The sequence below is a fragment of the Sphingomonas sp. EC-HK361 genome, assembly GCF_902498785.1.
GTDB lineage: Bacteria > Pseudomonadota > Alphaproteobacteria > Sphingomonadales > Sphingomonadaceae > Sphingomonas.
The window spans coordinates 1-7,361 of sequence record NZ_LR701488.1; the positions used below are offsets into that span (position 1 = coordinate 1).

The 7,361-nt window shown below is 69.7% G+C and carries 6 protein-coding genes and 1 pseudogene; all 7 read right to left on the minus strand.

Going from position 1 to position 7,361, the window contains the following annotated elements; genetic code table 11:
* On the minus strand, positions 1–719 hold a 719-nt coding region (locus BOS5A_RS00035), incomplete at its 3' end, for an outer membrane protein (protein WP_151953190.1).
* Positions 720–837: 118 nt separating this feature from the next.
* Entirely contained in the window at positions 838–1,341 is a 504-nt protein-coding gene (locus BOS5A_RS00040) for a DUF2793 domain-containing protein (RefSeq protein ID WP_151953191.1), read from the minus strand.
* Between the two features lie 22 nt (positions 1,342–1,363).
* The gene (locus BOS5A_RS00045) at positions 1,364–3,493 is read right to left on the minus strand and encodes a phage tail protein (RefSeq protein ID WP_151953192.1); all 2,130 of its coding nucleotides are present in this window, start codon (positions 3,491–3,493) and stop codon (positions 1,364–1,366) included.
* Position 3,494: 1 nt separating this feature from the next.
* Positions 3,495–3,881, minus strand: a complete 387-nt coding sequence (locus BOS5A_RS00050; RefSeq protein ID WP_151953193.1) for a peptidoglycan endopeptidase — start codon at positions 3,879–3,881, stop codon at positions 3,495–3,497.
* Positions 3,878–4,681, minus strand: a complete 804-nt coding sequence (locus BOS5A_RS00055) for a DUF2163 domain-containing protein (RefSeq protein WP_151953194.1) — start codon at positions 4,679–4,681, stop codon at positions 3,878–3,880. The genes BOS5A_RS00050 and BOS5A_RS00055 overlap by 4 nt, the downstream gene beginning before the upstream one ends.
* A complete protein-coding gene (locus tag BOS5A_RS00060; RefSeq protein ID WP_151953195.1) occupies positions 4,674–6,959 on the minus strand; it encodes a DUF2460 domain-containing protein in 2,286 nt (761 codons plus the stop codon). Before BOS5A_RS00060 ends, BOS5A_RS00055 begins: the two co-directional genes overlap by 8 nt.
* Positions 6,960–7,077: 118 nt before the next feature.
* Positions 7,078–7,361: pseudogene (locus tag BOS5A_RS00065) on the minus strand (tail tape measure protein); the annotation flags it as partial.

Here is a 7,361-nt window from a genome sequence, read left to right on the forward strand (position 1 = left end):
GGCGGCGGGGGTGGCGGCGGAGCCGCTTCTTCCGGCGCACCGAAGTTGTAGGTGATGCCGCCCAGGATGCTGTGCGAGCGGTAACGGCCCTCATAGCCACGGTTGGCAACGTCGATCAGCTTGACGTTGTCGGCGTTGAAGAAACGATACTTCAGCGTCGCGTCGATGTGATCGGTCAGCGGCGCGCGAACGCCTGCGAGACCCTGATAGGCGAAGACCGTATCGGAATCGTCGAGGAAGTCGCCACGCGTGTTCAGGCCGTAACGCGCCTTGACGCGCGCGACACCGACACCGCCGCCGACAAAGCCCTGGATGCCGTCATCGTCACCGAAGTCGAGCAGGCCGTTGACCATGAAGCTGAGCGCCGAGGTGCGGCCGCCTGCATAGTCGTATGAGCCGGCAGGCGCGGTGCCCAAGCCAGCTGCGGTGTACGCCGGCGTGCCGACCGTCGAGCGGTAGCCATCCACCGTCGCGCTGCGATAGCCGACTTCGGTTTCGAGGCGGAATGCCCCGAAGTCGTAGCCGATCACGCCATCGACGTCATACCCGTAATCATGGTCGACGGTCGCGGCGGTCTTGACGCCATTGATATCGAAGTCGATGTCTTCGACGATCATCGCGCCACCCTCGACGCCGACGTACCACGACTTGTCGCGGGCGAGGGCGGGCGAAGCGAGCGCGGTAGAAGCGAGTGCCAGAACGACGGCAATCTTCCGCATCATAATCCCCTTTCTGAGTTGTCACTACGGACAGCGCAAACTCACTATCGGAAGGTTGGTTTCCTCGCAAGCGAACAAAATTTGGGGCCTGTTGCGCAATTGCAACAATTGCCGATGGTTAAGCGGCGATCAATCCATGGGTTCGCAGCGCGGCCAGGATCGCCGCGACGGTGGAGCGTGCCTCGGCATCGATCAATGGCCCGCCGATCGGGTCCGCGATCGCGGACGACTGCGCCCCGACGACGCGCACGCCCCCGATAACGAGCGCCGAGCCCGCGATCCTCCCGATCGACCAGGCAGCGCCATCGAACGTGGCGAGACACCCATCGGCGATGCTCCACACAGCAAACCCCTGGAAAGGCGAAACAAACCGCCAACCCCCCGCCGTGAACCCGGCCAGCGCCAGCGCATTGTCCGCCCATTCGCCGGTCGGTGCAGACCCCACGATCCAGCATTGGCCGACCTGGGGCGCGGAGGGGGGATTGGCATCCCCCACCGATTGCGCGACCGGCTGCACCGCGATGTCGATCAGCGCCAGGGCCTCGTTGTGGAACATTTCCTTTTGCGCCTGCGAAGGCTGAAGCAAGGGCAGCGCAAGTCGCGCGCTCCGATCGTCGTTCATTTCGCGCTCTCCTTTTATCGAGTCAGACCACTACGGTCGCCGCACGCGAGACACCCCGACTCCCGACCTGGCGTAGGATGATGCCCGCGGGCGTCCCGGGCGCCTCGCCGACCGCGAGCATCGCCGCCGGCTCCGCAATTTCCCGCACCGCGTCTTGCCCCTCGACCGACAGCAGATAGGCCTCGCGGTCCTCGCACAGCGGAACGTCCGTCCCGTCAATCCACCGCCCGCCGCTTCGCGCGCGCCGCACCCAGCTCGCACGCACGCCGCCGTCATCGCCGCGGGATGCGCGCAGATGGACCGGTGCTGGTGGCAGGATTGCGGCGCCGGTCATCATGTGCGTGACGACGACCGGCGCCGCATCGCCAACGCCGGCGGCCATCACCTGCACGATTTGCCCCGGTTGCGCCGCGAGCGAGATCGCCACCGCACTCCCTGCATCGATCACCGTAAAGGCCGCACCCGACGGGTGCTCCGCAACACCTGTCGCCACGCGCCCGCGCCACAATCCGCTCAGCCGCCAGCGACCCGGCGCGATCCGAGTCGCGGTCTCGAACTGGATCAGCTCGTCACCCACAGCCGCCAGATTGGCGCCCGCATCGATCCGCCCCGGATCCGCCCCCGTCAGTGTTACGCCATCATGGGGGAAACTGACTTCCACTGTCCGGCTTCGATCGACCAGCGTCGCCGGCCCGTCGCCCAGCGGCGCGGCGAGCTTGCCGATCGCCCCTGCCGGCGCGGTCGATCCGATCGGAACCCAGCTTGCGCCGTCATCGATCGAATATTGCAGCACCGCGCGACGCCAGCCCGGTTTGGTTCCGCACGCCACGATCGTCAGTCGCGGCTGGCTGAGCAGCGCATCGTCAAGCGCGGGGGCTTCCACGACCGACAGAATCGTTCCGCCCGCCATAAGGTCCAACGCGCTCGAAACCCTGCCGCTCGTCGCCTCGATCGCCGGAACCGCGCCGGCGAGCGCCACCAGGTCCAGCGTGACGACGAAGCCTTCGCAAGCCGCCTTGGACACGCGCCACCGGCCCCGCTCGCCTGCAATCGCGACGATCGCACCCGGCGCGATACCGAGCGCGCCGAGCCCCAGTGCGACGGTGCGCGTCCGCCGCGCGGCCTGCGTCGCGGCCATCCGTGCCTGCGCCACGCCCTTGGCCGCGCCGGCCGACAGGCTTGCGGGCAGATCGGATCGCTCGGCGCGCCAACCCGCACCCGCCCGCGCCGCCTGCTGCACCCCGGTCTGATAGTCGCGCGCGGGGTCGTAATGCGCGACGCTCAGCGTCTTCGCCGTCGTCTCGATGGGCGCAATCCGCCGCTGCGCACGCGCACCGCCGACGCCGGCATCGGCAAGCTCCGCCGTTAGCGCGTCCCCGCGGGTCACCAGTCGCAAGGAACCCGCATCGCTCGCGAACCATCCGCCGTCGATACCGCCCAGCGTCTCGATCACGGCGCGCGCGCCGTCGCCGTAAGCGGAAAACCCTTCCAGCGGGACGCCGTGCCCTGTGCCGGCGACCACGCCCGCGCCTATGGCTTCGGCGATATCGCCCGTCGCCATCGCGCCGTCATCCGCAATCACCTCGAAGGTCAGCGACGGAATGCGATTGCCATATTCGGCAAGCGCGAAATCCTCGAACACCGCATAGGCGATGCCGCGGTGCGCCGGCGCCAAGCCTGCGCCTTCCGCCGCAGCGATCAGCGGATCGACCGGCTGGTCCTCCGGACCGCGGTGCAGCCTGAACCCCGTCTCGGTCTTGAAGTCGCCGCTCGCCCCCCGCAACAGCTTGCCGTCCGCCCAGATCCGCCCGACGTCCGCGACCGCACGCCCCGACAGCGCAACCGCGAACGACACCGAATAGCTGTATTGCGTGACCGAAGGCTGGCCCTTGCCCCCCGACCGGTGACTCGCTTCCTTCAGGTCGGTCGCCCAGATCACGCAGCCCGCAACCCGCATCCGCCCGAACACTTGCGGAATCTGCGTGCCATAGGATGACGTCTGGACCTGCAATTCCGTCAGCCGCGGCCCCTGTCGCCCTTTCGGCGCGAACAGCGTCCGCGAATCCACGGCCTGCCCGAGTAGCGCGCCGATCGCGCCGCCCACCGGTCCGCCGATCGCGGTGCCGACCGCCGTCAGCAGCAAAGTCGCCATTTCAATCCCCCAAACGATAGGCGCCGATCACCGGCCATGGCGGCGCGCCCGGCCGCTCGACGACGTGCCCGATCGCGGCATCGGCGTGGATGATCCCCGCGCCCGTGCCGATCGCCAGATGCAGCTGCCCCGGCCCGCTCGCGCACAGCAGCAGCGCGCCCGTTTCGTCTTCAGCACACGGCTCCAGCCCGGCCGCGAGCATCTGCCCCGACACCCGCGCCGCATCGCCCCGCCGCAGCGCATAGCCCTCAGGCACCGCGCCTGCGAAGCCGCCCGCCTTCAGCGCCACAGCCGCCAGCCCGACGCAATCCAGCGCCTCGCCGGATATACGCCCCTGCGCACGGAATGGTGTCCACAGCGCCGCCCGGGCCGCCGCGACGATCCTCACCCCCCGGGATAGCGGGTCAGCAGGTCGATCCCCGGCAGATACGGCTCGCCCCGAAAGTTCGCCGCATTCCCGAACCGCGTCGCGCACGTCGCCAGGCTCTTGTCGCATCCCTCGCTCACCTCGATCAGCGTGCCCGCGGCCACGTCGAACGCCGGCGGCTGGTCGAGCGTCGCGGTCGCGACCGCCGACAGAACGACCGCGCTCTCCAGCCCGCAATTCTCCCCCGACAGCCAGCGCACGCGACCCCCGCCCCATCCGTTCGGCGCCGGCTCGCTCCGGTCCAGCGTCAACGTAGTGTCGTCGACCCCCACAATCCGCGCGAAAAACCGCCGCGGCGCCATCGCCACGCGGCACCGCGCATCGCCCAGCATCGCCCGGCATTCGGGTGAGGTCGCGTCTACCACCGGTCGGTCGAGCGCTGCCGCCAGCCCGCGTAGCTCGGCCGAAAACCCGCCGTCCTTCGTCTCGACCGCGCCGATCGTTCCCTCGCCCAGCGCTACTCGCCGCGTCAGGTCGCACCAATCGACCGCAAAGATCGCGACCTGCGCGCCGTCCCATCGCCCCGCCAGCAGATCGCGCTCGCCGATCGCCGCAGAGGTCAGCGCGCCCGATACGTCCATCGTATCGGCATCCAGCCCGTCCGATCGGCTGATCGCCGACGGCACCATCCCGGGCGCGGCGCGGTGGACTAGCCCGTCAATGACGAGATCGCGGTCATGGTCCGTCAGCCCGATCGCCACCCCGTCCCACCGCTCGACCCGCCAGCAGACCGCGACCGTCGTTAGCGTCTCGTCAAACATCCCCGGCTTCCTCGCGGATCTCGATCAGCGGGACCGACGTGGCCACGCCCGCGCCGAACGTCGCGCGACTGACGCTCAGCCGATCCTCGGCAAAGCGCACGGGCACGTCGAACAGGAAGCTCGCGGTCACCGCCGCACCAGCCGCCGGCGCCGTATCCAGAACGACGCGACCACCCGTCTCCAGCGTAAAGCCCTGCGTCGCCACGCCCGCCACCGACACCGAGGCGCTCCCAGCCACCGGCCGCGTGATCCGCCGCGCACTCTCGCCGTAGTGCTTCACTAGCGCGAACCCGGTCGTCACCCCGTCACCGGTCCCGATCGCCTCGTCCACGCCCGTAAAGTCGAACGGATCGCGCAGCCGAAACCCGCGCGCCGGCCCCATCCGCGCGCGGAAGAAGCCGAGCAGCGCCGCCACGTCCGCTTCGCTGCGCACCCCCGGTCCGACATCATAGCGCGTCCGCGCCGCCGCCCAGCTCGCATTACGCGTCTCATGCCCGCCCGCGCTCGTCAGGATCGCGGTCGCGGTTTCGGGCACCACCTCCGCCTCGCGGCCGAGTGCCAGCGGAAAGCTCACATCGTCGAACGCCTGCACATCCGCCTCCTCTTCCTCGTCGAAATGCACGAAGCCGTCGCGCGCGACCTGGGGCAGCGCCCATACGAAGGCGCGCGCCACGCCCCGCGCTTGCGCCGCGCGCGCCGCCGCATCGATCCGCCCCCATTGCGCCGATTGCTCCGGCCGCAGCACGAAGCCCGAAAGATAGTCCTGTTCGCGCACCGGATAGCCGAGCCGAACGCTGGCCGCCGCCACGCCCCGCGCGGTCGCAGCGGTGTCGCCAGTGGTCACCCAGTCATAATCCTCCAGCTGCAGCCGGTCGAACGCCGGTCGCGCCCATCCGGTCGGCAAATTCGCGCGCCTGACTTCCGGTGCCGCCGGATCGAGCACGCTCGGAAGATAGGCGAGCAAATGCGTCTCGCACTTCGGATGATCCAGCCTCACCGCCGCGGTCAGCGCCGCGGTCGATGCCGCCAGGCACGCCCCCGCCGCGTCCAGCGTCGCTTTCGCCGCGGCCGACTGCGCGCCCTTCACGCTCGCGATCGGCACGGGCGCGAAGGCAGCCACCGCGCTCGCGTCATACAAACACGGCCGCCCGTCCGCCGTCACCCACCACCACGGCTCGCCGATCTGGAACTTCGGCGCCAGCCCCGCGCCGCCGCCGATTGCGACGAACGCGCGCGCTACCGCCTGCAGATACCCCATCGCCCCCGCATGAGCCGGCGACAGCAGCGTCGATGGCGGCACCCACCCGGTCAACGCCGGCGATCCGTCGCTCGCGCGCTGCTTCCAGTCGTTCCAGCAATGCGCGTCGAACAGCTCGTAGCTCAGCGACCAGATGATATCATAGCCGAGCTCCGCCGCCTTCGCCGCGAAGTCCCGGTGCCAGGCGACACACGCCGCGTTCAGCGCGCCCCCCGTCAGGCTCACATAGAAACCGCCGCCCAGCTGCTCGAGCCGGAAATAATGGCTCATGCCCACATAGTGGCAGATCGCCCCGCGATAGCCGAGGTGCAGCGCCTGCCGCAGCAACCGCGCCGGCGTCACATTGTAGCTGTCGTCATACCCGCTCGCGATGCTGAACCCATGCTCGGGCACGACCACATCGCCCATCGCGATCACCGCTCCCGGCCCGTCGCAGCGGATGTCGGACAGCTCCGCCCATCCTTCTGCAGCGCTCGCCAGCACCGCATCGGCACGCGTAAAGCCCGGCGCGACGAGCGAGATGAACATCCGGTCGATATCCCCCGCCCATACCGGATCGGCCTCGCCCGGCAGCAGGAACCCGCCCTCCAGTCGCCCGAAGTCGATCGACACGCGCGCATCCTCGGGCGTCCCGCGCGCATAGTTCCACAGCCGCACATACCAGGCGCGTGGGCGTCCTTCGGCGTCGCGCCCCTCGATCGTCAGCGTCGGGCCATCGACCGCATCGAGCGGCTTCACCCCGCCCGCCCGCCAGCGGAACGCCAGCCGGCACCCGCGAAAATCGCGCGCCGTCTCATACCGCAGCAGCGGATGATCGATCGCGTACGCCGCCTCCCAGATCACCCCCGCCAGATCGTCCTGCCGGTAGAACACGCAATCGACCCTGAGCGTATCGGGCGCCGGCGTCGTCGCCGCTGCCATCATCGGCCGCGGAAAATTGACCGTCCAGAACCGCGCATCGAACCGCTGGATCGGATCGCTCGCCTGCCCCTTGCGGGCGGATGCCAGCCAAAAGCCCATGCAAAAGCCTCCCGCTCTTTATCGTCACGAGAATGTGCTCCCGCGAAGGCGGGAGCCCAGACTGGGCCTCCGCCTTCGCGGAGGCACAGGTTGAGGAGCGGAGCCGCCAGCCGGATTCCTAATCCTCGACCGCCATCAGCGCCGCCTTCACCGCGCGCGCCACCTGCGCGCTCGACTGCGCTAGCGCCGCGGGTGCCTCGCCGCCGCGCGCGTTCACCGTGATCGCGACCCGCACCTCGCGCGCCGCCCCACCGCTCCCCGACGCAGCAACGCTCCCGCTCGTCGTCGGCACGAACAGTTCCGGCCCGCGCTCGCCGACCATATAGGCACGCCCCGGCGACACTGGCCCGCCCGTCGCCCGCCCCGGCGCCCCGCCGATCAGCCCGCCGAGCAGCCTCACCA

Bases quoted from the DNA above. Each gene is read 5' to 3' on its own strand.
- BOS5A_RS00040 (WP_151953191.1), bottom strand. From the start codon at position 1,341: ATGAACGACGATCGGAGCGCGCGACTTGCGCTGCCCTTGCTTCAGCCT.
- BOS5A_RS00045 (WP_151953192.1), bottom strand. From the start codon at position 3,493: ATGGCGACTTTGCTGCTGACGGCGGTCGGCACCGCGATCGGCGGACCG.
- BOS5A_RS00055 (WP_151953194.1), bottom strand. From the start codon at position 4,681: ATGTTTGACGAGACGCTAACGACGGTCGCGGTCTGCTGGCGGGTCGAG.
- BOS5A_RS00060 (WP_151953195.1), bottom strand. From the start codon at position 6,959: ATGGGCTTTTGGCTGGCATCCGCCCGCAAGGGGCAGGCGAGCGATCCG.